Here is a 25,051-nt window from a genome sequence, read left to right as displayed (position 1 = left end):
GTCAAAAGAAAAAACCCGAGGAGCGATTCCTCGGGTTTTGTTTTTATACCAAGACGCCAGTCGGCACACCCAGCAAATGGGCAATCGCTGGCGGATACAGCTCAGGCGTGCTGTACAGACGCCAGTTGCCATCCTCGCCTTTGCCAAACACGCCGGAAATCATCCAGTCAGGCGCCAGCACGTCTTTTCCGTCAGCAGCGATAGCCAACGTGATTTTTTCACCATCAGGACGTTTGGCAACCCAGCCGTTTGCGGCTGTATCCAGCAAGAGCAGCGTTTCCTCTGCTACTTCTTTCGGAGCGGAAGTGTTGCCGTACAAGTTCTGATTGGCTTCCCTTTCCAGTACGCCACGCAAACGGTATGCTTCTGGCAGCGTCTCTTTCAGCTCTGCCAGCAAAGACTGCATGTTCGCGTACAAGGCACTGGCTCCTTGCTTGTCCAGCCACTTGAAGAATGCGGTCAGAACAGACAGCAGGTTTGTTGCCAACGTTTTCGTCGCAGCATCTGCACGGGTAAAAATGTCATGAACGAGGAAATAAGCAAGCTCCTCCTTGCGCAGCTGCTCCCAGGTAAACGCAGGGCCAAACGCGCCTCTGACAAAAGAGCGGAAGTTGTTCATAACCTCATCATATTTTTTGACCGTAGCTTCCGACTTGCCTTCTGTCATCTCTTGCACGAAGCGATTGATGTCAGCGAGTCGGTCAGGATGCACGGTGTACACACTTTCTGGCAAGCCTTCGATCAATGGTCGGTTGAGCAGGTTGTTCACGTGCAGGCTGGCATTGGACAGGCTCAGGCGCGGACGGAGCATGTCCATCCGAATGAAACGGGCAATGCCTTGTCCTACTTTGTGATCCTGTTCCATTTGCACCAGGAGGCTTTCCAGCTTGGCGTGAAGCTCTTTGCTGTCTGACGCCGCCACCAAAACAGGAGGCAGGTCGTCGAGCGCATCCTGCGGGTTCACCAGCCATTTTTCCGCAAAATACGTCTGCACAGCCCATTGCAATACTTTTGGCGGCAATGTCGGCTGGCTCGTAATGAACAAGGTTCCTTTGGACAGTCTGGAACCAGTCGAGGTCAGGACGCGAATCTCTTCCTCTTTTTCGTAAGCGAGCAGCAAAAGCAGCTGCGCCACTTCCTCCAGCTCCGAAGCGTATCCTTCCAGATACAGCTTGTCGCCTTCCAAAATTGCCTCTGCCTGCACTTCATACAGTTCAAGCAACGCATCTTTCAGCGCCGGGAACAGATGCTCTTCCTTGCGTGTCGCATATACCCAGATTTCCTTGGCGCCATCGGACTTTTTCAGCTCGAAAGCTGGATTGGCCTCGATCGCTTTGGAAAGCTGATCGCGATTGGGCAACACATACGTGCGGCGCAGCAAGGTGCCTTGACCAGATGCTGGCTGTTCGCTGCCTGTTTCTGTCCCGCCGAACTGAACGATGAAACGGTACAGCTCCGTCGTATACACTCTTTTGCCCGCGTCTTCTGCCGCATGCTCCACTTCCGGATGCTGATTCAGCCATTCCAGCAAGCTTTCTTTGACATGCGGCTGCAAAATGATGCTGCCGGAAAAGAGCATGTTGCGCAAGCCGAGGTTCAACAGGCGACCGACGATCATCTGGCCTGGCATGACATTCAGGCTGTTGGAACGCAAAATGTAATGCTTTTCCAAAGTGAGCGGATGTTGAACCGTCATGACATCGCGGTCTACTTCCGTGATCTCGTATACGTTCAGATGCAAGCCTGCAAAAGCACGACGGAGGTCAGGCTCCATCCGGCGGCCGTGCTGCTTGATGTAGTTCTCCAGCAGCGTGCTTCCGCCTGTTCTCACATCCAGGACACACCAGTTGAAGAAATGCGCAGCCCACTCTGGACGCGTGACTTCTTCTTCGGTCAAGCCCACTTCTGCTGCAAAACGGCTGCGCGCTTCGGAAATGGTCTCGCTGGTGACATTGCCACCTACGAAATGGTTCAGACGCTCGACCCAGCCTGCATATTCTTTCTGCAATTTTTGTTCATGACGGCTGCGCAGTTCGGTAATCGGTGTAACGACTCCGCAGCACTTCTTGTATTTTTTTCCGCTCCCGCACGGGCACAGTTCGTTTCTTCCTACTGACATAGAGGGTTTGGATCTCCTTTCCATCCCACGCGGCATGCGCGGGGAATCCTACACAATCCCCCTATATTACCGCATTTTCCATCATGTGTTCAAGTGTTCTCGTTTTGGCTCATGTGCGATTCCCACATCGCCGTTGCCTTCCCACTGGGAAATAAACAGCTCCAGACGGTTCATCAAGCGGACGATGCGCTGCTTTTCGCTCATGCATGTAGATATAGCAGAGAGCTGGTTGGCGGCAAAAAGTTCCACCACTTCCCGCTCCATGTCTTGAAGGCGAATCCGATAACTCGCGATGATGTCGCGCAGCAAATCAAATCGCTGTTCCAACCGGATCATGGCCTCAAGTTTACTCATTGTTGCTCACTGGTTGCCAGTACTTGCTGAATGCCAAGTACGATTTGCTCATGCTTATGTTTCTCTTTCATCAGCACTTCTATAGCTTGCATATTGCTTTGTTGGAAATGCGCGACGACTTCCTGGGACATCTCCTGATTGCGGCCTTCCAGGCGGCTGATTGCTTCTTGCAGCAATTGTTGTACTTCCTCCAGCACTCGTACATTCGTAGCGTTTGTCATGTTCGTTTCCTCCTTGGTAAAAATTGTTTCTTCTTGTTTCGGTTCCTGATGCAACGGGCTTGCTGTTTCGGGTGCAACTTCCTCTGTTTCATTCTCGATGACGGCTATCGATTCAGAAGAGTCCGCCGCTGCGATTTCTTCCGCAGCCAGCTCCTCATCGGTTTCCTCACTGCGAACAATGATATACAGCGTTTCTCCCTCGACCCGAAATCGGTCATCCAGCAGGGGCAGAAAAGCGGCATCCCCGGCGATCCCCACCTCTTGCTCCAGAAAATGGACAAGCGAGCGGGCAGCTACGTGCGTGATGCCGTTATCCCGGCAAAAATCGTAGACTTGGTCGTTTGCCTGCGTCCACTCTGCCAGGAACCATCGGTCGTCGCCTTGATACTGAACAAAGCGAGGGTCGCGTTCCAATTGCAACATGCGAAGGATCTGATTCCAGCCAAACTGCGTCTGACGGCGCAACTCAGCGACGATCTGTTCCAGCTTTTTAGGCGTTTGGGTATCGCGCAAAAAGCGGTGCGCCAAATCGTACACCTGATGCGGCTGGTAAGTGATCTCCACGATCGCCTCCGAGCTGGCAATCCGTACAGGCGACTGCTCCATCTTCAACACTTTATCAAGTAGTGTCGCGCTATCCAGATCCAAAAAAGCCGTCAGCTCATTCACTTCCATCCGGGAGCAAATCTCCGTACGTGGGAGGGAGCGCTCGCCGGACCGGAACACCTTTTTGACAATACTTGGTAGGGTATAGGTTGGCCGTTTCATGCACTTTCTCCTTCTCGTGATCGGCATTTTTGCCAAATCAAATGGGAATCAAGAAGATATTCTACAAAAAGCAAAAAAATCCTACTAGCTGTGAAGTGTTTGTCTATTTTGAAAAGAAAGGCATGGGACAATCCATGCAAACAACCCGGCAGCACACAGCCACGCCGGGTCGTTGCCTGTTTTGGTTACTCGGTCAGCTCACGCCAGTTGCCCGCTACTTCGCCTGTTTTGGCTTCCACCTGCAACGCTTCCGTATCCGCCGTCGGCACATACGCGAGCTGCGGAGTGGCAGATGTCTGCCCGCCGATCTGCGGATAGAAGTACGCAAGGCGCAAAGCAGCATGCTTCAGCAACATCTCTTTGGCTCGCTCCTGACCGATGACCCCTTGTTTGTCCAACGCGGCTGGCATCGCGGCTGTTTCGTTCACCTTTGCTTTGACGACGTTCCCTTTTTTCGCGTCTACTTCGATGGTAAACAGCGGAGTTTTCGCGCGGATTCCATTGGCCTCGGGATAAAAATCGTACTGGTAGAGCGGCCGCACCACATTTTGATCGGCCCATCCGGGCAAGTAGTCAACCGGGCGGGTTTGTTTGACCACAAAGCTCTGTTCCCTGGACAACAAATTCGTTTCTGCAAAACGGAGGGCCAACGCTTTTGCTTCATCTTCACTCAGCGGTTTTTCCCGTTCGCTTTGGGCCGAGCCATCCAGGGAAAAGGCAAGCAATGACTTCGATTTCCGCTCTACCAGCACGGAGGCACTCTGGTACATTCTCGCGTTCCACTCGTACAGATCGGTGTCGCGTTTCTTTTGTTTCACGGATGGGGCCTCGAATGTCAGGCTGCTCATTTTCAGCGCGAAGTTCTTCGCAAGCCACTCTTCCATTTTAGTGCGATCGCCCCAGCTTGAGTTGCCAGCGGTTCCTTTCAGCTTGACGGTTTCCGTTGCCGTGACAGTGACTTCCGGGACGATTTCTCCGGTCAGGGCATCCACAACCGGGAGCTTGACCGGCTCGTATACGAGCTTGCCCGCAGCGGTATCGTAAACAAGCTGCACGTCCAGGTCATTGCCCCACGCGCTCGCCGCCTTTTCCAGAGCGATCGCTTTTTTCGGGTCAGTCACCTCTGCCACCAGTGGAAGCTTCTTTTTCTCTTGCCAAAAGTGCACAATCTGTCCCGAAGCATCGATATAGGCGCGACCCATCTCCTTTTTCACCCAGACGCCGTTGAGCACCGGATAAAACGGCACGACTGCCAGGCGGTCGAGTCCCGCTTTCCGCTCTGTAGAGAGCATGGGCTGTGTCGCTATGACGATATGGTCAGGCACGTTCTCGCGAATAAAATCCGTCAGCTTTTTGTAGGTTGCTTGTTTGTCCCACTTTTGCTGATCACGGTCAGCGCCATTCAGTTTTAAGGAAGTAATGTTTCCATCTGCATCGACGACGAGATCGAGAAAAATATTTGCGGTAATCACGCTTTTTCGGTCGGACAGAGCAAGGATCGTCTCGGACTTGCTGCCTTTTCCGATCGCATCGACGTGCAGGTCGGACAAAAGCGGCACGTAATCTTCCTTCAAATCGACCAAAAGCTTGCGTATATCGTCAGGCAGCGGCATGACTTCGAGATCAGATTTGCCGTCGTAGGCATAGACAGGTGCCGCTGTTCCAATCGCAGCTCCCGGCACGGCGAGAACTGTCGCCACCAGCATTACTTCAATCATTTTGCTGCTTTTTTTCATAGCAAACTCCTCCTTTGCAAGCCAATCTTGTAGTAAGACGGTACAGGAAGGAAAAGGTTTCAGAAAATTTGTTCGGCACAAAAAAGCCAACTGCCTGATTCGAGCAGTTGGCTTTCTGGTTTTGGTGCTTTTCCTTTTTCATGCTGCCAGATGACGATTAGTAGCCTCGCCAAACTTTTCGTCTGAGCACACCTGCGTACGCCCACTCGTCTTCCTCGCCCATGTCGGCGAGTGTTTGCCCGAGTGCGTTCATTTTGCTGTCGATCTGGTCCAGGTAATGGAACAAGACAGCCGTCGGAGTCTTGCCGGATACGGCGCTTCCCCAGCCGTTCTCCACTTCCCCATGATGACTCAAAATGCAATGTTTGAGATGAAGCACCTCGGCGTCTCCGAGCGGAATGTCCAGCTTGCGGCAAATGCCGCTGACCATCTCGACGCCCATCACCAGATGGCCGATCAGCTGGCCTGGCGTGGTGTAGTCCGGCGCAATCGGGTCTGACAGCTCGTACAGCTTCCCGATATCGTGCAGGATGCAAGTGGCGTAGAGGACATCTCTATCGACCTGCGGATAGAGCGGAAGCAAGCTTTGCGCCGCTGACAGCAAGGAAACGATATGTTCCAGCAGTCCGTGGTAGTAATTGTGGTGCATTTTTACCCCTGCCGGGTACTGCCTCAGCCGCTCGCTGATTTCCTCCGTAGCCAACGCCTCGCGGATAATCGCTCGCAGCGTGTCGCTTTTCAAGCTGTCTACCGTCTGCATGAGCTTCGTCCACAGCTCGTCCACCGGAACCGGGGATACAGGGATCAGCGACTCCATCAGCACTTCATCCGATGCGGCTGCCGGGCGAATGCGCTGGATCACCAGCTGCTTTTTCCCGCGGTACATCTGGACGGCGGCGTCGATTTTCACCACAGATTTTACGGCGATCCACTCTTTCATTTCAGGGCTGACATCCCACAGCTTGGCCATGAGCGTGCCGGAGCGATCTCCCAGCTCCAGATTCAAATACTCGCTCTGGTTGCTCGCCACGCCAGCCTCTTTGCTTTTCACCAGGCAAAAGGCGACGACTCTCTCTCCCTCTTGATAATCCAGCAAATATTTTGTCATTCGTGTCCCATCCTGTTTATTTTTTTCGGAACAGTGTCTCTTCCAGCTTTTTCACGATTTTTTTGCCAACGAGGTCATCTGCCGACTTTACGACCTTCGTAATGACACCGAGCAAGTCTTCCTTGCCATTCCAATGCTCGCGCACGATTTTTTCATCCACGTCCACCAAAATTCGCCGCAGGGCGTAAACTGCCAAAACGACGTCGTCCAAAAGCCCGACGCCGCCGACGAGCGCTTCCGGGATAAAATCGATCGGCGTGATGAAATAAGCGACCGCCACCCCGGCAATCGCCTTGGACTGAACGCCTACCCGCTTGTCCAGAAGCAGACGGGCGAGCAACACGAACAGATCCGGCGCCAACAAAATATAGTTCGCTGCCGTGTCATTGACGCCTTTGTCTTTGATGAAAGCTTCGATTTTGGCCCGCAGTTTGTCGTAGAAACGCTGATGCACCTCGGGTAATTGTAGCGGAACCAACTGCTCAGGCTCGCGAATCACTGGCAGGTTATTGTCTTGCCGATTCTCTTCACTCATTGCATTCCCCTCCGTTTTTGTTTCTTCAAACTTGCCCGATGCCGCAAATAAGACCAGCCGGCAATGATTGCAAACAATGCGATAAAGAATATAGCCAGATTGCGCGAGATGAGATCGAACAGTTCATCCCAGCGCTCTCCCAACTGCCAGCCCAAGGTGACGAACAACAGGCTCCAAAACAGCCCGCCCGTATACGTGTACAGCAGAAATGTCGGAAACGGAAGTCTCGTAATTCCCGCGAAGTAGGCGGTAAACTGTCGCACCCCAGGGATAAAATAGCCGAGCGGCAGCGCCCATTTTCCTACCCGATTGAACCATTCTTCCGTTTTTTTGTAGACGGTGTATCCCATGCCGAGCCGCTTCCCGTACTTCTCTAAAAAAGGGAAGCCCAGCTTTCGCCCGATCCAGTAGGCCGTCGTCATCGCTGATATCGAGCCGAGAAAGCAGACGAGAAAAGTAGGCCAATAAGCCAATTGACCTGTCGAAACCAGAAAACCGGAAAAAACGAGCAGCGTTTCTTCTGGCAGCGGCATCCCCAAAATTCCCAGAAAAAACAAGCCAAACAAGGCTCCGTATCCGTATTGCGCAATGTAGTCGCCAAATGTAGTCATCACTTCTGCCATAACTTCCACCACTTTTCTTGCGGGTCTGCCCTCTCCATTATGCCAAAAGATAGCAGCATTCACAAATGAACGCTCCTCTCGGTCGGCGTGGACAAAGGGGTATCAATTTTTGCCAGGAGAACTGGACATACTTGTGTTAATTGGCTTCCCCCAAGCGAAGCCTTTTTTGGGAAAAACAGAACATGAGTTCAGACAAAAGAGAGGCAACTATGTGGAACAAACTGTACCGCAAACTGAAATTCGAATACTACAAGCTGATCAGAATGAAAGGGGCGCCTTCTTTTGTCGCCCGCGGCTTTTCCGTCGGGATTTTTGTCGAGTTCATTACCCTGCCCACCTTCGGCCTCGCTTTTTTGCTGCTCTTTCCGCTGGTCAGGCTGTTTCGCGCCAGCCTGCCTGCGGGTTTGATCGCGTTTGTCATCGGAAAACTCGTGCTGCCTATCTTCATGGTCGTGAACTACAATATTGGGTACGCTTTTGTCGGAAAACCGTTACAGTCTCCCCCCGCCCCTCCGCACGAAGCGTGGCCGCAATGGCTTGTCTGGATGAAAGAAAAAGGGTTGGCCTACTTCACAGGAAGCGCGATTATGGGCCTGGTCGTCGCAGTCGCCAGCTATTTTTTGGTACATGGCGCTCTTCTGATGTATCGCCGGAAAAAACTGCGCCGCTCCGTGACCCACGGCCGCACCTCTCCCTGAAAATTCGGCGGCTCCACCGCTTCGCATTAGAAAACTTGGCTGCGCCAAGCCTGCGGCGCAGCTTTAGTTGCACTTATACTGGATAAGAATCTTATATCTGTATAAAAAAGACCGGAACTGACAATTTCTTGTCCGTCCGGTCTTTTTTATGTACGCAATCTTGCGTTACGCCAAGTAGCCTTTATCCCGCAGTTGCTCGATGATTTCTGCAACAGTAGCGTCTTGTTTCAACAGTTCCATCGTAACTTCCACTTGTTCCGGGGACAGGCCGTTCGCTCCGAGGCTTTCTTTTACCAACACGTCGTTAGGACGGCGGAAATACGTTTGCAACGTACGTTTCACGCGGCCTTCGAGGCTCGTTCTCAGCATCAATTCAGTCGTCGACATCTGTTCCACCTCTTTCCTAGAAAGTTTTGTGCGTAACTTCTATTATCGTACAAAACTGCCTAATAATCAACCTGTCAGTGAAACAGCTTCCTTCATCAGCACGATGCGGTTTTGCTCGTGGGAATCTTGCAAATACTGGCCGATCGGCGCACCGTCGTAGGAGATTTGCCGAAAGCTCTCTGCCAGCGCTTCCTCGCTCGTCCCCGCCGCTACGCCTTCGAAAATCAGCTTCCGGGCAGCAAGCAAATACTCTTGGTCCCGTCTGATCCGGTGCAAAATTGACTCGCGCCCTTTTGCCGGGACGCCGTGCCCCGGAATGAGCTCTTCAACCTCGCCGTCCACGACCAGCTTTTCAATCGCTTGCAAGCTCGACAAGTACGCGCTGCTGTCGTCCACAAACGGAAATTCCAGGTTGGAAAGCATGTCGCCGACGACCAGCAGTTTTTGCTCGCAAAAGAGCGTCGCCAGCTGATCAACCGTATGGCCGGGAACCGGGATAAACCGCACTTCTTCCCATGCTTCCACCTGCTCGACCAGCTTGTCAAACGCGGGAGGATTCAGCTCGTACGGACGATTCACATAATACGAGCCGTCAAACTTCCTCGCCTTCTGCAGCTTTTTGGCAAGCCGCTCAGGGTCGGTAATTTTTTTGTGCCCAATCAGCTTGGCATCGGCAAATCGGGGATAGCCCACAATATGGTCCCAGTCGCCATGCGTCAAGACGAGAACAAGCTCCCGTCCGTTTCGCACACTTTGCACATACTCGGCAATCGCCTCGATCTCGTGCGGAAAATAGGCCGGGTCAAACAAATACAGTCGGTCAGGCGTCGAAACGACCGCACTCGTCGTCTGCCACAGGCAGCTCGTAAACAGCTTGTAATCGCTCATCTTAAATACCTGGCATCAGGTTGCGTTTGTGTTCGGATATGCGGTGCAAGTAATCGATGCGCTCTTTTGCCTCCGGTCTGGTTTCTCCGGTAATCAGCAGGCGGTCGAGGTCTTCGTACGTAAAGCCCATTTCCTGCTCATCCGTTTGGCCTTCCCACAAATCGGCGGAAGGAGCTTTCGTAATGATCGCGTCCGGCACGCCAAGTGCAGCGGCGAGAATGCGCATTTCGTGCTTGGTCAGGCTCGCTACCGGGTTGAAGTCAGCCAGACCGTCTCCGCCTTTTGTCATGTAGCCGACATGAATCTCGCTGCGGTTGCACGTATCGGCAACCAGATAGCCTTTCTGGTTAGCTACGGCGTACAGCACGGTCATGCGCAGGCGCGCTTTTGTATTTCCTTTTGTCTTGTCGTCGAGCGCGAGCACTCCTTCAATAGCTGGAACAAGCGCATCGTACGCAGCTCCGACATCGACTGTATGCAAATTCATTCCGATCGCTTCAGCCAAACGCTGTGAATCTTCGGCGTGAACGTTTTGCGAATACGCTGGCAGCCAGATGCCAACGACTCGTTCGCGGCCCAGGGCACGCACGCACAAAGCCGCTGTTACGGCGCTGTCGATCCCGCCGGAAATGCCTACGACTACGCCGCCCAGCCCGTTTCCGTCAATCTGCTCGCGAATAAATGCGACGCGTTTTTCGATATCGTCCTTTACATGAATCTGGTAGTTCGCCAGATGTTCTTGAAACTTGTCCACGCTACCTACCCCCAGGTTGTTTAGTTCTTCCTCATCCTACCATGCCGTTTTCACTGTGGCAATTAGCCCCAAACAGGTCTACACTGTATACTGTATAGAGAGCATTTGAACTTACGCGAGGACAAGGAGAGAGTCGATGATTATCCTCAAGACACCCGAAGAAATCGAACTGATGCACGCAGCAGGCAAGATTTTGGCTGCCTGCCATCGCGAGATTGCGAAGATGATTCGTCCTGGGCTAACCACTTGGGAAATTGAACAATTTGTAGAAGAGTTTTTGGCGAGCCACGGCGCAACACCGGAACAAAAAGGCTTCCACGGCTACCCGTACGCCACCTGCGCTTCCGTTAACGACGTGATTTGCCACGGCTTCCCGAAAAAGGAACCGCTGCGCGATGGAGATATCGTCACGATCGACATGGTTGTGCGCAAAAACGGCTGGCTGGCGGATTCGGCCTGGTCGTACGAAGTGGGCACCGTCTCACCGGAAGCGAAAAAGCTGCTGGAAGTCACGGAAAAATCACTGTACCTGGGCATTGAACAAGCGGTTGTCGGCAACCGGATCGGCGACATTTCCCACGCGATTCAAACGTACGCCCAAGCACAAGGCTACTCGGTTGTACGCGACTTTACCGGCCACGGAATCGGACAGGAAATGCACGAGGAGCCGTTCGTTCCGCACTTCGGCCCTCCAGGACGGGGTCAGCGCCTGAAAGAAGGCATGGTCATCACGATCGAGCCGATGCTCAATATCGGCACCTACCACGCCACTGTCGATGCCGACGGTTGGACGGCCAGAACCCGCGACGGCAAGCTGTCTGCCCAGTACGAGCACACGATTGCTATTACGGCGAACGGGCCGGTTATATTGACGAAGCAATAAGTACAGGACTCAGTTGCATTGCTCAATCCATCTGCCAACGAGTCAAGGGTTTGCCTCACCTCACTCCCTTGACTCCGCTGGCTATGGTAAATCTACATTCTCGCCATTTTCATATGGCCCTCCCCCATTTCGCCATCAGCAACAGCTCTTTGTCTCCTCATTCCCGTTCTCGGATTCAGGCGTGCAGCAAACTGCTGCAATCTCCCTATGAGTATCTGCATCTGCTTTCGTGTAAAAGAACTCCCACTCGTTTCCATCCGGGTCGTGTACCCAGAATTTATCCTGGGTTGCATAACAGCAGGTAATGTTCCTTTCATCTTTATTCGAAAAAAGATTGCGCTTCTCCAAACGTGTTTTATGGATGAGGACGTCCTCTGTCGAAGCGACTTGAAATCCAAAGTGGCTCACTTGATTCCCGGTCACTTCACGGCTTACATTCAGCGTAAAATTCAAAGCTGGAGAAGACAGAAGAAACTTCGCGTAATCAGGCTTTACTTTGACAGGTTCAGCGTCAAACAGCTTAGAGTAAAACGCGATCGACTTCTCCAGATTTGTTACGTTAATCCCAATATGAGCATACAACATGACTGTTCCTCCTCAATATCAAAAAATTTTGATGTTTTGAATAAAAAAATTTTAGCAACAAGTGTTGCTAGACCGGAACACACAACAAAGCTCTTCGGAAAGAAGGTGATTGATCTGAGTTTCGTTTAGCTGATAGTAGTTCCATGTTCCATCCGTTTCTTTTTGGATGAGATTGGCATCGAGAAGGATCTTGAGATGATAGGACAGTTTGGACTGTGCCATATCCATCACTTCTGCCAAATCACATACACAAACCTTGCCGCGCTGCGTCAGTTCGTACATGATTTGCAGTCGCTTCCGATCCGCAAGAGCTTTAAATTTGGCTTCATATTGTTCAAATGTCCCGCTTATATCTCCTTGCTTCATCCTGTCTCACCTGCATCAACTTTTTTTGATGTATTAACTGTATCACCAAAATCTTGCAAAAGCAACGGATTACATCAATTTTTTTTGATATTGGAAAATGCCCCCGCTTACCTATCCGAGAACCGGGGGCATTTCATGTTATTTTCCTGCTTCCACGAACTGGACGACACGCTTCCTGATGGCATCACGAACGGTTCGGAACTGCTCCTTTACTTCCTCCTCTGTCCCTGTTGCCTTGGCTGGGTCATCGAACCCCCAATGCAGCTTGATTGCGTTTTCGTTCGGGATCAAAGGGCAATTCTCATCTGCATGCCCGCATAACGTAATGACGTAATCCGCTTTTTTCAAAATGACAGGATCAATCTTGTCGGAAGTGTGATGGCTGATATCTACTCCTGCTTCTTTCATCACATCTACAGCCCGGGGATTCAGCCCATGCGCTTCTAGCCCCGCACTCATCACCTCGTACTTTCCCCCGCCAAGCGCTTGTAAAAAACCGTGGGCCATTTGGCTCCTGCAAGAGTTGCCCGTGCAAAGAAAATAGACGAATGCTTTGTTAACCATGTTGGACTCTCCTTTACTTTTGGCCTGGATGAAAATACTTCTTCTGAAACCAAAGTGCCAAATTCACGAGTGCAATCATCACGGGCACCTCTACCAGTGGGCCGATCACCGCAGCAAACGCAGCCCCGGAGTGGAGCCCAAAGACGCCCACGGCAACAGCGATGGCCAATTCGAAATTGTTGCTTGCAGCGGTGAACGCCAGCGTAGAGGTTACTGGATAAGGAGCTCCTGCCTTTTTCCCCATGAAAAACGACACCAAAAACATAATGACAAAGTAAATCAACAGTGGAATCGCAATCCGCACAACATCCAGCGGAAGCGCGACGATGACGTCCCCTTTGATCGAGAACATGACAATGATCGTAAACAGCAGAGCGTTCAACGTGATCGGACTGATTTTTGGGACAAACACGCTCTCGTACCAGGTACGCCCTTTTCGGTGGACCAACGTATAGCGTGTGATCATCCCTGCAAGAAACGGCACCCCCAAATAAATAAAGACGCTTTTGGCTACTTCAGCGATAGTTATGTCAACCACCATCCCCTGCAAACCGAACCACTCTGGCAAAACTGTAATGAAAATGTACGTATAAACGGAATAGAACAAGACCTGAAAGATTGAATTGAAGGCAACCAGTCCCGCCGCGTATTCAGTGTCTCCCTTACAAAGATCGTTCCATACAATGACCATTGCAATGCAGCGAGCGAGCCCAATCATCATGAGACCTACCATGTACTCGGGATAGCCTTGCAAGAAAACAATCGCTAGCACAAACATTAAAATCGGACCAATCACCCAGTTCTGTACAAGGGATAACCCCAGCACTTTCCCGTCGCGAAACACCCGCCCCAATTCTTCATAGCGCACCTTTGCAAGCGGCGGATACATCATCAAAATGAGCCCGATTGCGATCGGAATAGATGTAGTTCCGACCTGAAATTGATTCAGGATGGCAACCGTATCAGGAATGAAAACGCCGACTCCAATTCCGAATGCCATGGCAAGAAATATCCACACGGTCAAATAGCGATCTAGGAAAGACAAACGCTTTCCTGTGTGTTCACCCACTTTTGCCCCTCCTTTCTTACTCGCACGTCACTAGCAAACCTTGCTTACCAAGTTCCTCGATCTCGGCAGAAAGGTCGGGCAATTGACTCAATCCGTATCCTACTTCTGCCAATCTGCTTCGATTCAAGGAATAAATCACCCACTGGCCTTTTCGAGTTTCCGTGACAAATCCAGCAGCCTTGAGCCGCCCGACATGCTTAGATACCGCTGGCTGAGAAATTTTGAAGATCGGAACCAATTCACAAACACAAAAGTCCCGGAGCTTCAATAAAGCAATCATCTTCAGCCTCGTGGGATCGCCCAGCGCTTTTAGACTGTCTGCCAACTCCAAAATGTCCATGCTCCATATCCCTCCTCTCTTCACAAAGAGTATAATATAACTATAAGGTTATGAATTGTTTTTACGGGTTTCTTTACAAATCCTTTACACTGGAACCAGATCGCAAATGTGCTGCCACAGCCGATCGAAACATTGACAGCAGCCTCCCCTCCCCGTAAGATGCAAGTACGTTTGTTACTAACCAGTAACATTCTGACACCCCAAAAGGAGGGTTCCCTTTCCATGGCAAAAACATTGCGCGATATTCCGCTGTCTGTGCTGGATCTCGCTCCTATTGTAGAAGGCAGTACAGCTGCCCAGTCGTTCCAAAACAGCCTTGACCTCGCCCAAAAAGTCGAGAAGTGGGGCTTTCACCGTTACTGGCTCGCGGAGCACCACGCCATGCCCAGCGTCGCCAGCTCTGCTACCTCTGTCCTGATCGGCCACATCGCGGGAGGGACATCGACAATGCGCGTTGGCTCCGGCGGGATTATGCTGCCCAATCACGCCCCACTCGTCATCGCGGAGCAGTTCGGCACTCTCGAATCGCTCTATCCGGGGCGGATTGATCTCGGGTTGGGCCGCGCTCCCGGAGCAGATCAGCGGACGGCGCGTGCGTTGCGACGCGACCTGCGGATTGGCGGGGATGACTTTCCTGAGCTTTTGGAAGAACTGCGCGAGTATTTGCGTCCGCGTACGAGCGATGCTCCCGGTGCCTTGCGCGCCATTCCCGGCGAAGGCTTGAACATTCCGATCTGGCTGCTCGGCTCCAGCGATTTTTCCGCGCGTCTCGCTGGGCTGCTCGGGCTTCCCTTCGCTTTTGCCGGACACTTTTCCCCCAACTACACATTGCCTGCCTTGCAGACATACCGCCACGCCTTCCGCCCTTCCGAGGTATTGTCCGAGCCTTACGCGATGGTGGGCGTCAATGTGATGGCGGCTGATACAAACGAGCTTGCCGAACGATTGGCCACCTCGCACTACCAGGCGTTTCTCAACCTCGTGCGCGGCGACTTGAAACCGATCCAGCCGCCCGTGGACAATATGGATGAGCTGTGGAGCGAGTTTGAGAAACTTTCGGTGCAGGCCCAACTCCGCTCCTCAATCGTGGGCGCCCCGGATACCGTGAAAAGCAAACTGTCTGAGCTTTTGGAAGCGACCCAGGCGGACGAGCTGATGATTACGACGCAAATGTACCGCCACGCCGATCGGGTGCGTTCTTTCGAGATCGTCGCGGATATTTGGAAATCGTAACAGAGAGCAGGACGCTGCCATGACCACAAGCAAACGAACCAGGGTGCCCCGCGCCAAAGCGCAAGAAATCATTTTGAACGCAGCCGAAGAACTGTTTTACCAGGAAGGCATCCATGCCGTCAGTGTAGACGCTATCGTGGAACGTGCCGGACTGAACAAAATGAGCGTCTACCGCCAGTTTTCCTCGAAGTCAGACTTGATTTTGGCCTACATGCAAAAGAAGCAGACCGTTTTCTGGCAAGAGTGGGAGCAAAGCATGGCCAAGCATCCCGACCAGCCTCGGGAGCAATTGATCCAGTTTTTTGCCGACCTGGCTGCCAAGGCGTCTTCCCCGGAATTTCGCGGCTGCTGCTTCATCAACGTCTCGATCGAGTTTCCCGACACCGCCCATCCGGTTCGCGAACTGGTTTGCACGCATCAGAAACGGATTTCGGATGCCTTCCTGGAACGCACAACGGCGCTTGGTGCCGCGAATCCATGTGAGTTGGCCTACACACTGATGCTGTTGATGGAAGGAACGTACGCCGACAGTCAGACGTACGGAACAGACAGCGCCGCCATCCGGATGGTGCCGACGATTGTGGAAAAGCTGCTCGACGCCTCGCCTCGCGAATAAAAGACAGGACGCAAAAAAGTGGCTGACTGCCGTTTGGGCGGTCGCCACTTTCTCTGTTTTCACAAGCCCGCATCCTTTTTTACGCGCATCCTTAATGCTGGCCGCTTGTTGCGTACTTCTCTTTGTTGGTCATTTCTTCCAAGGCTTTTACGTCTTTCTCCAGCTCTTGGATGTCTTCTTCAATCAGCTTTTTCAGGTGCTGCTTTTCCCGCAAAACTTTGCGAGTCTGCTCCAGACGCTGATTCAAATCGAACACGCCGAGATACACTGCCGTTCCCTCCCTATGTACATTCTCCACCTTACATGTTATGCACCGGGATGCCGAAGTTGACTGGATTTCCGCCAATAATTTTCCTCAGCCAGTTGCGCCCGAACAGCTTGCCTTTTCGCCAAAAGAAAAAGGCTCCCCGTGCCAAGTGGACAAGGAACCCTTTTTGCTGCTTACAAGCCTCTGTATTTGCTCAGTTCTTCCCGCAAACGATGCACTTCCTGCACCAGCGCCTGTTTCTCCAGACGGTCAATTTCCGAATCGAGATCGTTCATCCGCGAATGTCCAGCCTTCGGAGTGTCGTACAAGCCAAATCCGTCACCGGCAAATGCCCAGCTCGGTTCTTTTGGCATGATCATCGCCATGAGCAGATAGATCAGGATCGGAAATCCTGTACAAACAGTCAAAATGACAACGCCTACACGTACAAGCGTCGAATCAACCCGCAAAAACTGGGCAATGCCTCCACAAACCCCAAACAGTCGCTTGTCTTGCGAAGAGCGGTATAAACGTCTTTCCATGGGAACCAATCCTTCCTCTACAATATCCGCTTGCCTTATATGTATTAAGGATACCCTAGTGCGTAGCGCGGCAAAATGGCCCATAGAGGGATTTGTCCTCAGCCCCTAGACGGATATCGGCTTTTCGCGTATGAAAACCGCGCAGAATAGTCACGCTACTAACGAGGTGAAGCATGATGCGGTTTCTTCTGTTCCTCTTCACAGGCTTGCTCCTTGGCGGCTGTACGGCTGATGGGCAGGAACGCTCCTACATCCAAAGCGATCGGAATTTGTACTACCAGCAAAGCGTCGTTCACCCGCTGGGCCAGGAGCCGAACGCCACTCCTTATGGCACGCCTGCCAATGCCGGGACTTCCTCCGATTACGACAGCTGGATCAGACCCGATGCCATTTCCCGTTATCCCGGTCTGAACTAGCGAACAAGAGAACGCCAAAAACCGTTCCAGCTGCCTGCCGGAACGGTTTTTCTCTGTCTACAAGCGCGATTACTTGGATGCAGGGTCAGGCTCGTAGACGGGACGCGGGCGGTCAAACAAATCTCCCAAAGTGGCATACGTATGCCCTGCCAGCCTGCTTACGGGTGCGAAGGCATGGGCGTCAATTCGCCCGGCGTGATACAGCTCGTCGGCTACATGTACGTGCACAACTTCCCCGATGATCAGGTCGGATGTAGTCGGACTTCCCAACTCGACGACCTGGTGCAGCTTGCATTCAAAATGAATCCGCGATGCCAAAAGTCTTGGAACCGCAACAACCGACGAAGGAGCAACGGCAAGGCCGAGTGCGTCGACCTCGCTCACTTGTGGCGGATAGTCGGCAGATGTCTGGTTGACGGCGTCCACATTGTGAACATCCACCATGTTGACGACAAACTCGCCCGTCTCCACGATGTTTTGCGCCGTATCTTTGCGGACGCTGCCCGGCTTGCGCATGACAGCGACAGACACCATCATCGGCTCGATGCTCGCCACATTGAAATAGCTGAAAGGAGCGGCGTTGATGACACCGTTGCCATCCTGCGAAGTCACCCAGGCGATAGGCCGGGGAATGATGCAGCCGATCAACAGTTTGTACTTCTCCTGCCTTTGTAACTCGTCAATCCTGATTTCCATCGTGATCCCGCCTTTTTTACGCGAAAAACGTCTCGACGTTATTTATGGTAAGTGATGCGACCACTTGCGATCAACCGTAACGCTCACGGCCGCTTTTGTGTTCACTCGGACGGCAGCCAGCTCGACATGTACGCTTCGTCCTCCACTGCCAACGCTTCTTTTGTGACGTAAAGCGGCTGGAACGTATCCAGCATGACCGCCAGCTCCATCGTTTCCTTTTTGCCGATGCTCGCCTCGATTTTGCCCGGGTGCGGCCCGTGCGGAATGCCCATCGGGTGCAGTGTGATCGATCCTTCGTATACGCCTTTTCGGCTCATGAAGTTGCCATCCACATAGTATAACACCTCGTCGCTCTCCACATTACTGTGGTAGTACGGAGCGGGGATCGCCTGCGGATGGTAGTCGTACATCCGCGGCACGAACGAGCAGATGACAAAATTTTGTCCGGCAAACGTCTGATGCACCGGAGGCGGCTGATGGATGCGCCCGGTAATCGGCTCAAAATCGTGAACACTCAGCGCGTACGGATACAAGTAGCCATCCCAGCCTACGACGTCAAACGGATGGAAGTCGAAAAAGTAGCTGTAGACAACGGATTGGCGCTTGACGCGCACTTCGAACTGGCCGCTCTCTACGTGTGTCACCAGCTTTTCCGGTACGCGAATGTCCCGTTCGCAAAAAGGGGAATGTTCCAACAATTGACCGTGCTCGTTGCGATAGCGCTTCGGAGGGACGATTTCGTTTTGCGATTCAATCACCAAAAAGCGGCTCTGCACACTGGGCACGATCCGATACGTCGTGCCGATCGGAATGACCAAATAATCTCCGGGACGGTAGGTAATCGTGCCGAAGATCGTTTGCAGCTCGCCCTCTCCCTCGTGCACAAACACGACTTCGTCGCCGTCTGCATTGCGGTAAAAGTAATCCATCGGCTCTGTCGGCGAACAAACGCCCATGACTACATCGCTGTTCCCCAGCAAGTAGCGGCGGCCAAAAACCGGATCGCCTCCTTGTGCCAGGTCAAACGTTTTGAAATGCTGGTGCTTCAAATCCGCCTGCTCTACAAATTCCAAGCGCACATCCGCATATTTGCGCGTCTCGCGCACTTGCGTCGGCGGGTTGTGATGGTACAAAATCGACTGGATGCCAGAGAACCCTTTCGTTCCCATTACTTGCTCGCGGTACAGCTGGCCGTCCGGTTTGTAAAAAGTCGTGTGCCGTTTTTGCGGCAATTCTCCCATGCGGTGATAAAAAGCCATCCTGCTTCCCCCTCTATTATCGTGATTCGCTGATCGTATTTCTGAGCACGCCCAGGCGCTCTACTTCAAGCTCTACCACGTCGCCCGGCTTGAGCCATCCGTATTGCTCCGGCCCCAGCTCCAGAATGCAGCCAGTGCCCACTGTCCCGGAACCGATGACATCGCCCGGATACAGCATGCAATCTTGCGAGGCCCTGGCGATCATTTCCGCAAACGTATAGTGGATGTCGAGCAAATTGCCGCGGGAATACTCCACGCCGTTCACCCGCGCCACCATCGTCAGATCGTAGCGCTCGCCTTTTGCTCCCGCTACTCGTACATCCTCCAGCTCTTCCGGCGTAACGAGCCACGGCCCCATCGAAGTAGCGAAGTCTTTGCCTTTTGCTGGCCCAAGCCCGACCTTGACCTCTTCACGCTGAATGTCGCGGGCACTCCAATCGTTGAGGATGCAAAAGCCTGCTATATGCTCGTGGGCACGCTCTGGCGGAATATCTGCCCCTGCCTTGCCAATCACGCACGCGACTTCCAGTTCATAGTCGAGCCATTCTGTCGCTTTTGGCTGCTGGATGCTCGCGTCCGGCCCCAAAAAGGCTGCTGCATTGGAAAAGTAAAAGACCGGGAACCGATACCACTCGGGAATCATATCCAGTCCGCGCCGTGCCCGGGCTGTCTTCACATGCGCTTCAAAGGCGTAAAAATCGCGAAAGCTCGCCGGGCGCGGCAATGGCGAGCCGAGGAACACGTCCTCTGTGGCCAGACCCGTTGCTTGCACGTCTGCGCTTTGCGCAAGCGTCAGCAAACGCCCTTTCCATTCCTCCCACTGTTCCAACAATCCCAGCAGCGTATCGGGTGCGCCCGGCAGCGCCTGCGCGATGTCTGTGATTTTGCCTTCCGCAAGCAGTCCGGCGCGCCACGCTCCCCTGTCGATTTGTCGATAGGAAACCAGTTTCATGCGCTTCCCTCCTTCCTTTTGTTGCACAAAAAAACCCAGCTCGCCCCCGTTCGCTCAAATCGGTGCATGACAAAGGAAAGGGGTGTCCCTGTATCTTGTCAAAAGCTCCGAAACGTGCGTCAGGCGCAAGCTGGGTCTGTCTGCTACCGAAAAAAATCTTGCGGGATTTTTCCCCGCAGACAACCAGCTGTTTCCACAGCTTATTTGTTTGTTTCTTCTATCATATCGAAAACGCTTTCTGCTTTCCACAGAAATTTGCCGAATTTTTTTGCGACTTCTTTCTAGCTGCCCGCAGGCCGTTCCGGGAAAAACGTTCGCAGCAATTGCTGCATATCCGCTGGCAATGGCTCGGCAAATTCCATAGGCTCGTTGCTGCGCGGGTGAACAAAAGACAGTCTTGCCGCGTGAAGCGCCTGTCTTCCGATATGCTCCCGTCCGCCCAGGTAAAGGTCGTCGCCTGCAAGCGGATGACCGACGCTTTGCATATGTACCCGAATCTGATGCGTACGGCCTGTCTCCAGCTTCAGCTCCAGCAACGTCATGCCCTCACCGCGAGCCAGTACCCGATAATGCGTAACAGCCGATTGACCGTCTGGCCGGATTTGCCTCGTGATAAACGAATTTTCCGCAAGCCCGATTGGCGAATCAATCGTGCCTGCATCGTTCGCAACGATCCCTTCGGCAATCGCCTGATAAAAGCGCTGGAGCGTCCGCTCTTGCTGCATGCGGCTGAACTGCTCGTGCGCCCACTGGTTTTTGGCGACAATCATCAAGCCTGACGTATCTTTGTCCAGGCGGTTGACTGCGCGAAACCGCCGCGCTTCGCCCCGCTTTTTCCAATAGGCAATCACCCCGTTGGCAAGCGTACCTGACGGATGGTTGCCTGTCGGGTGCACGACCAGTCCAGCCGGCTTGGCGATGACCAGCAAATCGTCGTCCTCATAACGAATGCAGAGCGGCATTTCCTCAGGAGCTACCGTCTCTTCTGTTTCTTCTTCGACCATGACAGCCACTTCGTCTCCGGCTTGCAGCTTTTCATTCACGAACACGAGGACTCCGTTGCGCGTAATCGTTCCTTTGAATTTGGCCCGGATCAGCAAGCGGCGCGACACACCGTAACGCTTTTGCAGCACATCCCGCACCGTTTGTCCTGCATCTATCTCATCCGCTGTAAAGCGTATCAATTCTTCCTGCATGTTGTCTCTCCTTTGGGATTTTCCCTGTTGTCCAGTATAGCAAAAAGTCCCGGTGAGTAGACAACCTTTGCGAGGTTAAAGCGGGCGATTTTCCCTGACCTCAATCACAAAAGCATGTCCCGCATCGCCTTGGCTCCACTGCCCGCGAACGTCAAACAAATACCAGCCCGGCTGCTCGGGAGCCTTCCATTGGTTTCCGTTTTCAAGGAGCTGTTCGATCCGCTTCGAGCCGATCCATTGCGCGACCGTGAGAGACTCCGTCGTGGGCGGGGGCGAATATGTAACGGTTAGCATGGCGCCGGGATTCACTTGCAACGGCTTGGGCTTTTGTTCCCCAATCACTTCCGGCGGAGCGGCCATGTCCATGCAGACACCCTCGTTTTCGTAGTTCCAGCAGTATGAGGTCGGAACCGTCACGGCTGTTTTACCTTTCCACGCGATGACAGGCGCTGGCGGTTGGGCCAGCTCTTGAAAAGACGACTGATTGAGCATGCCAAGCTGACAGCCTGTCAGCAGCAAGACAGCTGCCATGTACAGCGGGGCTATCTTTTCTACCTTTTTCATCCAATCACCTCTATGTATGAGACGCGAAAAAGAGCGGTTCGTTTCAACCGCTCCTGGCAATTTGTGCTATCGCTTTATCGAACACGTACAGTGGAAGGAAACCAACTATCGCAGCGTCTTGATGAGCAAACAGCTGACGCCCTCATAAAGCCCGGCTTCCTACTGCCACACACTCGTCGGGATGGAAAAGGCACGGGACATTTCCGCCAGGTACGCATCGAGCTGCTCGGCGGGATTGTGTACCGCCTGGCCGTGACATACTTCCAGCCGAAGCGGGTTCAACTCTAGCACGATTCGGCTGCTTTTCACCGCTTCTGTCATGTCGGCCGTGAACATCGGCATCGGGCGGTGCAGTTTTCCCCGCTTGGAGGTAAACAGATCACCTGCCAGCAGGACGCGATCTTGCTCGTGGTAGTAGACGACGTGACCAGGCGAATGCCCTGGCGTGAGGTACGGCTTGAGTCCAGCGATCGCAGCCAGTCCTCCGTCCTCTGTTTCCGCGAGCGGCTTCGCCAGGCCCGGCTGAACGTTCTTTTCCAGCTTTTTGCGGCGCGGATACAGCTCTCTGCCTTCCATGTACGGAATCTCGATCCGATGGGCATACACCGGAACGGGCATCGTTTCCACCAGCCGCTTGACGGCTCCTACGTGATCGGAATGGCCGTGCGTCAACAAAATTTGCTTCAATGGCCCTGCTCCCTGTTTTTGCAGAAACGCCGCAATGCCTTTTGCCATGAACGGCATCCCCGCATCAACCAGCGTCACGCCGTCCTCTTCTACCACCGCCCAGACACGAACCGGAATCAGCATCCAGCTGCGGATGCACCAGATGTGCTTGGAGATTTGCTCGATCTTCATTTTTCACCACTCCTTGTCATCGTTTGTTTGCTGCCCGCGAGGATGACGTCCACAGCCAGATCGAACGTCGGCGCCAATCTGCCTAGCAACTCTTCCAGCGATTCCTCCGAATGGGTATACGTCCCGACGATGCCGTGCAACGTATAAAAATAAATCCGTGCATACGCCAAAGCTTCCTCTTCCCCGACCTCAGGCGGCAAGCAGAGCAACACGGCTTTTCTCAACAGCCCGAACAAGTGCGTGCGCAGCGCCTGAAGCTCTTGTTCCGGCTCTTCTTCGTCTATGCGCGATGCTTTGATCATGAAAAACAGCGTGTACATGTTGCGATTCCCCAGGCAAAAGCGGATGAACTGGTGACTGATTTCACGCAGTTTTTCCTCGGATGACCGCTTTTCATCCGCAAGCGCAGCTTCCATTGCCTGTGCCAACGTTTGCAGCGGCCCTTTGGAAAGCTGATGCAGAAGCGCTTCCTTGTCTTTGAAATAAATGTAGAGCGTCGTATGTGAACAGCCTGCCGCCTTGGCGATTTCCCGAATCGAGACGGCCTCGAAGCCCCGCTCCGCGAAAAGTTGTGTCGCGGCCGCGAGAATCGCCCGCTTCGTTTCCTCTGATCGCACTTCCTGTCTGCTTGCCATGCAAGACTCCACTCCTGACTTCCACCAAACAAAATAACCAGTGGTTAGTAACCGTTGGTAATAATATAACCACTGGTTACTAAAATCGTCAACACATTTTTGCAGCTCCCCAAAAAACAGGCGCCGCCTGGACAAAAACAATACAAAAAACCCCCCCTCGTCTCCATAGACGAAAAGGGGGTCTGACTCTCAGCAGATTGCTTGCGAAAAAGCTTACTTCGCAGCTTTTGCAGCAGCGATTGCCGCTTCGTAGTTTGGATGCTCACCAGCAGCAGCCACATACTCCGCATGAACTACTTTGTCATTTGCATCGATTACGAATACAGCGCGGGACAGCAGACGAAATTCCTTGATCGCTACGCCGTAAGCTGTACCGAAGGACAGGTCTTTGTGGTCGGATACAGTTTTCACTTTGTCGATGCCAGCAGCACCGCACCAGCGGTTTTGCGCGAATGGCAGGTCAACGGAAACAGTCAGAACTGTTACGCCTTCCAGACCGGCAGCCTCTTCGTTGAAACGACGAGTTTGCGCGTCGCAAACACCTGTGTCGATGGATGGGATTACGGAGATGATGCGAACGGTTCCTTTGGAATCGTCCAGAGTTACAGGGGACAGGTCGCCGCCTACTACGGTGAAGTTAGGAGCAGTATCTCCCACTTTGATTTCCGGACCGAGCAGGGTAACAGGACCCCCTTTGAAAACAAATGCGCCTTGACGCTCAACAGCAGTTGTCATGATTTCTTCCTCCTCACCAATACTTTCATATGTACCTCATTTATCATACCCTATCATTCACTTTTTTTCACTATGCCAATAGTAGAAATTACAGATTCACTTGCACTTTCCCGGAAGCTTTGGCATCCACCTTGACGATGCGCTTCACTTCGTGCTCATACTCCCAGTCTGTTTTCGTGTTCAGCTCGTGGCAACGCATCAGCGCATGGTAAAGCGCGAAGCCAAAATCGACATGCTTCATCTCGTAGCGCGTAGCGTGTGCCTTTGGCAGTGCCGTATTGAAAATCTCGATCTGATACGTAGCCTTTTCCCGCTTCTCCCTGACCGGGACGATGTAGCCCATCTGCTTCAGGACAAATCCGTAGTCAAACTCGCCCTCGTCGTCAAAGTCAATCGTATCGTCGGACGTCGCCAGACATTCCAGCAGCGTGCCCATATCCAGCATGTCAAAGCAGGCCGGCTTGGGCAGCGCCAATACCGAGCCATCCTGATTCACGAAGTAAATATGGTCGCGATAGTGAAAGATCAGCTCATCCTCGGGAACTTCCTCCGTGAACATCCAAAAGCTTTGCGGAATAAGCAAGCGCCAGATTTGCGCAGGTTTCGCGTTCATCAATTCCATGGCAGGGTCCCTCCTTTTCCCTACCAGTTTTGGCAAAACGCGCCTCTGCTATTCAGCCCGCTCCATGAAGGCGCGCCAGTCTCCGTGCTCCACTCTGGTCCCGACCCGCTTCACATAGGCTTCATCCAAATAGCGGTAAACGTACACCTCTACCTCTTGCCCAGTCTCTCGGACACAGGCTGTTACGGGAATCCGCTCGTACTCGTTTCGCGAGTCTCCCTCGCCGTAGTAGGTTTCCAGCTCGTCGAGACCAGCCAGCGCCTTTTCGTACACCTCAGGGGCAAAATCGACGATCTCGCCTGCCACTTCTCCCGCGTCTGTCATGAGCAAGCCGGGGTAGCCTTCTGGCAAATGATAGATTTCCCCCTTGATCGTCGCCCTTGTTTTGGTATGCGAAAACGGTTTGATATAACCGCTGTCATTATGAAAGCCGGACAATAATGTGCCATAGACGAAAACAGGCAGTTGCTTTGGCAAAACGA

Annotated in this window: 32 protein-coding genes; 5 read left to right on the top strand and 27 right to left on the bottom strand. The window is 52.9% G+C overall.

All coding sequences use genetic code 11. The features are described from left to right. Positions 1-43: 43 nt before the first annotated feature. The 7 genes from EDM60_RS15535 to EDM60_RS15505 all read right to left on the bottom strand — a co-directional run bounded on the left by EDM60_RS15535 (position 44) and on the right by EDM60_RS15505 (position 7,464). The gene (locus EDM60_RS15535) at positions 44-2,119 is read right to left on the bottom strand and encodes a YecA family protein (protein WP_122964796.1); all 2,076 of its coding nucleotides are present in this window, start codon (positions 2,117-2,119) and stop codon (positions 44-46) included. Between the two features lie 81 nt (positions 2,120-2,200). After that, positions 2,201-2,473 (bottom strand): hypothetical protein, encoded by a 273-nt coding sequence (locus EDM60_RS15530; RefSeq protein WP_063230068.1) that lies wholly within the window; start codon positions 2,471-2,473, stop codon positions 2,201-2,203. Beyond that, positions 2,470-3,462 (bottom strand): hypothetical protein, encoded by a 993-nt coding sequence (locus tag EDM60_RS15525; protein ID WP_122964795.1) that lies wholly within the window; start codon positions 3,460-3,462, stop codon positions 2,470-2,472. The genes EDM60_RS15530 and EDM60_RS15525 overlap by 4 nt, the downstream gene beginning before the upstream one ends. A 185-nt stretch (positions 3,463-3,647) precedes the next feature. Further along, positions 3,648-5,198: a YcdB/YcdC domain-containing protein gene (locus tag EDM60_RS15520; protein WP_122964794.1), complete on the bottom strand. Its 1,551-nt coding sequence runs from the start codon at positions 5,196-5,198 to the stop codon at positions 3,648-3,650. Positions 5,199-5,355: 157 nt separating this feature from the next. Beyond that, positions 5,356-6,306: a 3'-5' exoribonuclease YhaM family protein gene (locus EDM60_RS15515; protein ID WP_122964793.1), complete on the bottom strand. Its 951-nt coding sequence runs from the start codon at positions 6,304-6,306 to the stop codon at positions 5,356-5,358. A gap of 16 nt (positions 6,307-6,322) precedes the next feature. Then, positions 6,323-6,841: a YkvA family protein gene (locus EDM60_RS15510; RefSeq protein ID WP_122964792.1), complete on the bottom strand. Its 519-nt coding sequence runs from the start codon at positions 6,839-6,841 to the stop codon at positions 6,323-6,325. Beyond that, positions 6,838-7,464 (bottom strand): DedA family protein, encoded by a 627-nt coding sequence (locus EDM60_RS15505; protein WP_122964791.1) that lies wholly within the window; start codon positions 7,462-7,464, stop codon positions 6,838-6,840. Before EDM60_RS15505 ends, EDM60_RS15510 begins: the two co-directional genes overlap by 4 nt. 209 nt (positions 7,465-7,673) lie before the next feature. On the opposite strand from EDM60_RS15505, the gene EDM60_RS15500 reads away from it, so the two are divergent. Next, the gene (locus tag EDM60_RS15500) at positions 7,674-8,162 is read left to right on the top strand and encodes a DUF2062 domain-containing protein (protein WP_122964790.1); all 489 of its coding nucleotides are present in this window, start codon (positions 7,674-7,676) and stop codon (positions 8,160-8,162) included. Between the two features lie 165 nt (positions 8,163-8,327). Here EDM60_RS15500 and EDM60_RS15495 read toward each other — a convergent pair whose 3' ends face one another. The 3 genes from EDM60_RS15495 to nadE form a co-directional block, all read right to left on the bottom strand. Further along, the gene (locus tag EDM60_RS15495) at positions 8,328-8,549 is read right to left on the bottom strand and encodes a hypothetical protein (RefSeq protein ID WP_063230062.1); all 222 of its coding nucleotides are present in this window, start codon (positions 8,547-8,549) and stop codon (positions 8,328-8,330) included. Between the two features lie 66 nt (positions 8,550-8,615). After that, positions 8,616-9,437, bottom strand: a complete 822-nt coding sequence (locus EDM60_RS15490) for an MBL fold metallo-hydrolase (protein WP_122964789.1) — start codon at positions 9,435-9,437, stop codon at positions 8,616-8,618. Between the two features lies 1 nt (position 9,438). Continuing rightward, positions 9,439-10,191, bottom strand: coding sequence for an NAD(+) synthase (nadE, locus tag EDM60_RS15485; RefSeq protein ID WP_122964788.1), 753 nt, complete (start codon positions 10,189-10,191; stop codon positions 9,439-9,441). Positions 10,192-10,327: 136 nt separating this feature from the next. Here nadE and map point away from each other — a divergent pair, with 136 nt between their 5' ends. Next, positions 10,328-11,074, top strand: coding sequence for a type I methionyl aminopeptidase (map, locus tag EDM60_RS15480; protein ID WP_122964787.1), 747 nt, complete (start codon positions 10,328-10,330; stop codon positions 11,072-11,074). Between the two features lie 135 nt (positions 11,075-11,209). On the opposite strand, the gene EDM60_RS15475 is transcribed toward map, so the two are convergent. The 5 genes from EDM60_RS15475 to EDM60_RS15455 form a co-directional block, all read right to left on the bottom strand. Then, a complete protein-coding gene (locus tag EDM60_RS15475; RefSeq protein ID WP_122964786.1) occupies positions 11,210-11,659 on the bottom strand; it encodes an ArsI/CadI family heavy metal resistance metalloenzyme in 450 nt (149 codons plus the stop codon). 51 nt (positions 11,660-11,710) lie between these two features. Then, the gene (locus EDM60_RS15470) at positions 11,711-12,010 is read right to left on the bottom strand and encodes an ArsR/SmtB family transcription factor (RefSeq protein ID WP_122964842.1); all 300 of its coding nucleotides are present in this window, start codon (positions 12,008-12,010) and stop codon (positions 11,711-11,713) included. A gap of 153 nt (positions 12,011-12,163) precedes the next feature. Further along, complete coding sequence (arsC, locus tag EDM60_RS15465) at positions 12,164-12,589, bottom strand: arsenate reductase (thioredoxin) (protein WP_122964785.1); 426 nt, start codon at positions 12,587-12,589, stop codon at positions 12,164-12,166. Between the two features lie 13 nt (positions 12,590-12,602). Beyond that, positions 12,603-13,658 (bottom strand): ACR3 family arsenite efflux transporter, encoded by a 1,056-nt coding sequence (gene arsB, locus EDM60_RS15460; protein WP_122964784.1) that lies wholly within the window; start codon positions 13,656-13,658, stop codon positions 12,603-12,605. A 16-nt stretch (positions 13,659-13,674) separates the two neighbouring features. After that, positions 13,675-13,998, bottom strand: coding sequence for an ArsR/SmtB family transcription factor (locus EDM60_RS15455; RefSeq protein WP_122964783.1), 324 nt, complete (start codon positions 13,996-13,998; stop codon positions 13,675-13,677). A gap of 222 nt (positions 13,999-14,220) precedes the next feature. Between EDM60_RS15455 and EDM60_RS15450 the strand changes: the two genes are divergently transcribed. Next, the gene (locus tag EDM60_RS15450) at positions 14,221-15,231 is read left to right on the top strand and encodes an LLM class flavin-dependent oxidoreductase (protein WP_122964782.1); all 1,011 of its coding nucleotides are present in this window, start codon (positions 14,221-14,223) and stop codon (positions 15,229-15,231) included. 19 nt (positions 15,232-15,250) lie between these two features. Then, positions 15,251-15,847: a TetR/AcrR family transcriptional regulator gene (locus tag EDM60_RS15445; protein ID WP_122964781.1), complete on the top strand. Its 597-nt coding sequence runs from the start codon at positions 15,251-15,253 to the stop codon at positions 15,845-15,847. A gap of 91 nt (positions 15,848-15,938) precedes the next feature. Here the strand turns inward: EDM60_RS15445 and EDM60_RS28665 are convergent, their stop codons facing one another. Both EDM60_RS28665 and EDM60_RS15440 read right to left on the bottom strand, forming a co-directional pair. Beyond that, positions 15,939-16,115, bottom strand: a complete 177-nt coding sequence (locus EDM60_RS28665) for a hypothetical protein (RefSeq protein ID WP_167470310.1) — start codon at positions 16,113-16,115, stop codon at positions 15,939-15,941. A gap of 173 nt (positions 16,116-16,288) precedes the next feature. Next, positions 16,289-16,636, bottom strand: a complete 348-nt coding sequence (locus EDM60_RS15440) for a PspC domain-containing protein (protein WP_122964780.1) — start codon at positions 16,634-16,636, stop codon at positions 16,289-16,291. 173 nt (positions 16,637-16,809) lie between these two features. Here EDM60_RS15440 and EDM60_RS15435 point away from each other — a divergent pair, with 173 nt between their 5' ends. Then, positions 16,810-17,052, top strand: coding sequence for a hypothetical protein (locus tag EDM60_RS15435; protein WP_233454156.1), 243 nt, complete (start codon positions 16,810-16,812; stop codon positions 17,050-17,052). Between the two features lie 69 nt (positions 17,053-17,121). Here EDM60_RS15435 and EDM60_RS15430 read toward each other — a convergent pair whose 3' ends face one another. The 10 genes from EDM60_RS15430 to EDM60_RS15385 form a co-directional block, all read right to left on the bottom strand. After that, positions 17,122-17,748 carry a flavin reductase family protein gene (locus tag EDM60_RS15430; protein ID WP_122964778.1) on the bottom strand — a complete coding sequence of 209 codons (627 nt, stop codon included), beginning with the start codon at positions 17,746-17,748 and terminating at the stop codon, positions 17,122-17,124. A 101-nt stretch (positions 17,749-17,849) separates the two neighbouring features. Then, positions 17,850-19,007 (bottom strand): homogentisate 1,2-dioxygenase, encoded by a 1,158-nt coding sequence (locus EDM60_RS15425; RefSeq protein WP_122964777.1) that lies wholly within the window; start codon positions 19,005-19,007, stop codon positions 17,850-17,852. A gap of 16 nt (positions 19,008-19,023) precedes the next feature. Next, entirely contained in the window at positions 19,024-19,959 is a 936-nt protein-coding gene (locus EDM60_RS15420; RefSeq protein WP_122964776.1) for a fumarylacetoacetate hydrolase family protein, read from the bottom strand. A gap of 281 nt (positions 19,960-20,240) precedes the next feature. Next, a complete protein-coding gene (locus EDM60_RS15415; RefSeq protein WP_122964775.1) occupies positions 20,241-21,155 on the bottom strand; it encodes an RluA family pseudouridine synthase in 915 nt (304 codons plus the stop codon). Positions 21,156-21,230: 75 nt separating this feature from the next. Beyond that, positions 21,231-21,719 carry a hypothetical protein gene (locus EDM60_RS15410; protein WP_122964774.1) on the bottom strand — a complete coding sequence of 163 codons (489 nt, stop codon included), beginning with the start codon at positions 21,717-21,719 and terminating at the stop codon, positions 21,231-21,233. A 159-nt stretch (positions 21,720-21,878) separates the two neighbouring features. Continuing rightward, entirely contained in the window at positions 21,879-22,577 is a 699-nt protein-coding gene (locus EDM60_RS15405) for an MBL fold metallo-hydrolase (RefSeq protein ID WP_122964773.1), read from the bottom strand. Next, positions 22,574-23,212 carry a TetR/AcrR family transcriptional regulator gene (locus EDM60_RS15400; RefSeq protein WP_122964772.1) on the bottom strand — a complete coding sequence of 213 codons (639 nt, stop codon included), beginning with the start codon at positions 23,210-23,212 and terminating at the stop codon, positions 22,574-22,576. Before EDM60_RS15400 ends, EDM60_RS15405 begins: the two co-directional genes overlap by 4 nt. 213 nt (positions 23,213-23,425) lie before the next feature. Then, positions 23,426-23,947, bottom strand: a complete 522-nt coding sequence (gene tpx, locus EDM60_RS15395) for a thiol peroxidase (RefSeq protein ID WP_122964771.1) — start codon at positions 23,945-23,947, stop codon at positions 23,426-23,428. Between the two features lie 88 nt (positions 23,948-24,035). Then, the gene (locus EDM60_RS15390; protein WP_122964770.1) at positions 24,036-24,569 is read right to left on the bottom strand and encodes a hypothetical protein; all 534 of its coding nucleotides are present in this window, start codon (positions 24,567-24,569) and stop codon (positions 24,036-24,038) included. 48 nt (positions 24,570-24,617) lie between these two features. After that, on the bottom strand, positions 24,618-25,046 hold the full coding sequence (locus EDM60_RS15385) for a gamma-glutamylcyclotransferase family protein (RefSeq protein WP_122964769.1): 429 nt from the start codon (positions 25,044-25,046) through the stop codon (positions 24,618-24,620). Positions 25,047-25,051: the final 5 nt, after the last annotated feature.

This window comes from Brevibacillus parabrevis (genome assembly GCF_003710905.1).
Classification (GTDB): Bacteria; Bacillota; Bacilli; order Brevibacillales; family Brevibacillaceae; genus Brevibacillus; species Brevibacillus parabrevis.
This window is presented reverse-complemented; position numbering and strand designations above follow the sequence as displayed.

What these genes read in the sequence shown, in the direction of transcription:
- EDM60_RS15535 (WP_122964796.1), bottom strand. Translation starts at nt 2,119, where the DNA reads ATGTCAGTAGGAAGAAACGAACTGTGCCCGTGCGGGAGCGGAAAAAAA.
- EDM60_RS15530 (WP_063230068.1), bottom strand. Translation starts at nt 2,473, where the DNA reads ATGAGTAAACTTGAGGCCATGATCCGGTTGGAACAGCGATTTGATTTG.
- EDM60_RS15525 (WP_122964795.1), bottom strand. Translation starts at nt 3,462, where the DNA reads ATGAAACGGCCAACCTATACCCTACCAAGTATTGTCAAAAAGGTGTTC.
- EDM60_RS15520 (WP_122964794.1), bottom strand. Translation starts at nt 5,198, where the DNA reads ATGAAAAAAAGCAGCAAAATGATTGAAGTAATGCTGGTGGCGACAGTT.
- EDM60_RS15515 (WP_122964793.1), bottom strand. Translation starts at nt 6,306, where the DNA reads ATGACAAAATATTTGCTGGATTATCAAGAGGGAGAGAGAGTCGTCGCC.
- EDM60_RS15510 (WP_122964792.1), bottom strand. Translation starts at nt 6,841, where the DNA reads ATGAGTGAAGAGAATCGGCAAGACAATAACCTGCCAGTGATTCGCGAG.
- EDM60_RS15505 (WP_122964791.1), bottom strand. Translation starts at nt 7,464, where the DNA reads ATGGCAGAAGTGATGACTACATTTGGCGACTACATTGCGCAATACGGA.
- EDM60_RS15500 (WP_122964790.1), top strand. Translation starts at nt 7,674, where the DNA reads ATGTGGAACAAACTGTACCGCAAACTGAAATTCGAATACTACAAGCTG.
- EDM60_RS15495 (WP_063230062.1), bottom strand. Translation starts at nt 8,549, where the DNA reads ATGTCGACGACTGAATTGATGCTGAGAACGAGCCTCGAAGGCCGCGTG.
- EDM60_RS15490 (WP_122964789.1), bottom strand. Translation starts at nt 9,437, where the DNA reads ATGAGCGATTACAAGCTGTTTACGAGCTGCCTGTGGCAGACGACGAGT.
- map (WP_122964787.1), top strand. Translation starts at nt 10,328, where the DNA reads ATGATTATCCTCAAGACACCCGAAGAAATCGAACTGATGCACGCAGCA.
- EDM60_RS15475 (WP_122964786.1), bottom strand. Translation starts at nt 11,659, where the DNA reads ATGTTGTATGCTCATATTGGGATTAACGTAACAAATCTGGAGAAGTCG.
- arsC (WP_122964785.1), bottom strand. Translation starts at nt 12,589, where the DNA reads ATGGTTAACAAAGCATTCGTCTATTTTCTTTGCACGGGCAACTCTTGC.
- EDM60_RS15455 (WP_122964783.1), bottom strand. Translation starts at nt 13,998, where the DNA reads ATGGACATTTTGGAGTTGGCAGACAGTCTAAAAGCGCTGGGCGATCCC.
- EDM60_RS15450 (WP_122964782.1), top strand. Translation starts at nt 14,221, where the DNA reads ATGGCAAAAACATTGCGCGATATTCCGCTGTCTGTGCTGGATCTCGCT.
- EDM60_RS15445 (WP_122964781.1), top strand. Translation starts at nt 15,251, where the DNA reads ATGACCACAAGCAAACGAACCAGGGTGCCCCGCGCCAAAGCGCAAGAA.
- EDM60_RS15440 (WP_122964780.1), bottom strand. Translation starts at nt 16,636, where the DNA reads ATGGAAAGACGTTTATACCGCTCTTCGCAAGACAAGCGACTGTTTGGG.
- EDM60_RS15435 (WP_233454156.1), top strand. Translation starts at nt 16,810, where the DNA reads ATGATGCGGTTTCTTCTGTTCCTCTTCACAGGCTTGCTCCTTGGCGGC.
- EDM60_RS15430 (WP_122964778.1), bottom strand. Translation starts at nt 17,748, where the DNA reads ATGGAAATCAGGATTGACGAGTTACAAAGGCAGGAGAAGTACAAACTG.
- EDM60_RS15425 (WP_122964777.1), bottom strand. Translation starts at nt 19,007, where the DNA reads ATGGCTTTTTATCACCGCATGGGAGAATTGCCGCAAAAACGGCACACG.
- EDM60_RS15420 (WP_122964776.1), bottom strand. Translation starts at nt 19,959, where the DNA reads ATGAAACTGGTTTCCTATCGACAAATCGACAGGGGAGCGTGGCGCGCC.
- EDM60_RS15415 (WP_122964775.1), bottom strand. Translation starts at nt 21,155, where the DNA reads ATGCAGGAAGAATTGATACGCTTTACAGCGGATGAGATAGATGCAGGA.
- EDM60_RS15410 (WP_122964774.1), bottom strand. Translation starts at nt 21,719, where the DNA reads ATGAAAAAGGTAGAAAAGATAGCCCCGCTGTACATGGCAGCTGTCTTG.
- EDM60_RS15405 (WP_122964773.1), bottom strand. Translation starts at nt 22,577, where the DNA reads ATGAAGATCGAGCAAATCTCCAAGCACATCTGGTGCATCCGCAGCTGG.
- EDM60_RS15400 (WP_122964772.1), bottom strand. Translation starts at nt 23,212, where the DNA reads ATGGCAAGCAGACAGGAAGTGCGATCAGAGGAAACGAAGCGGGCGATT.
- tpx (WP_122964771.1), bottom strand. Translation starts at nt 23,947, where the DNA reads ATGACAACTGCTGTTGAGCGTCAAGGCGCATTTGTTTTCAAAGGGGGT.
- EDM60_RS15390 (WP_122964770.1), bottom strand. Translation starts at nt 24,569, where the DNA reads ATGGAATTGATGAACGCGAAACCTGCGCAAATCTGGCGCTTGCTTATT.